1 protein-coding gene is annotated in these 644 nt (G+C 68.6%); it reads right to left on the reverse strand.

The window, feature by feature from the left end:
• The coding region (locus ACTMS2_RS29290) for an acyltransferase domain-containing protein (RefSeq protein ID WP_441178271.1) at positions 1–644 on the reverse strand (644 nt) is incomplete at both ends.

The raw sequence follows: 644 nt of genomic DNA on the forward strand, positions 1-644 counted from the left end.
GGGCTCGTGGTGGGTGATGGACGCGGCGACGGCTCGGTAGTCGTCGAGCATGGGGTCCATCAGGTGGGAGTGGAAGGCGTGGGAGACGGTGAGGCGTTTGGTGCGGTGGCCGTGGGCGGCGAGTGCTTCGGCGGCGGTCAGGGTGGCGGTTTCGTCGCCGGAGATGACGAGGTCGGTGGGGGTGTTGACGGCGGCGATGCCGAGCTGGTCGTTGAGGTGGGGGGTGACCTGTTCCTCGGTGGCTTCGATGGCGATCATGGCGCCGCCGGTGGGTAGGGCTTGCATGAGGCGGGCGCGGGCGGTGACGAGTCTCGCGGCGTCGGTGAGGTCGAAGATGCCGGCGATGTGGGCGGCGGCGAGTTCGCCGATGGAGTGTCCGGCGACGAGGTCGGGGCGGATGCCCCAGGATTCGACGAGTCGGTAGAGGGCGACTTCGAAGGCGAACAGGGCGGGTTGGGTGTAGCCGGTCTGGTGTAGTTCGTCGGTGTCGATGACGTCGCGTAGTGGTTTGTCGAGGTGGGTGTCGAGGGCGGTGCAGACCTCGTCGAAGGCGGTGGCGAAGACGGGGTACGCGGCGGCGAGTTCGGTGCCCATGCCGAGTCGTTGTGCGCCCTGCCCGGTGAACAGGAACGCCAACCTGCCGG

This window comes from Micromonospora sp. SD12, assembly GCF_052068495.1.
GTDB lineage: Bacteria > Actinomycetota > Actinomycetes > Mycobacteriales > Micromonosporaceae > Micromonospora > Micromonospora echinofusca.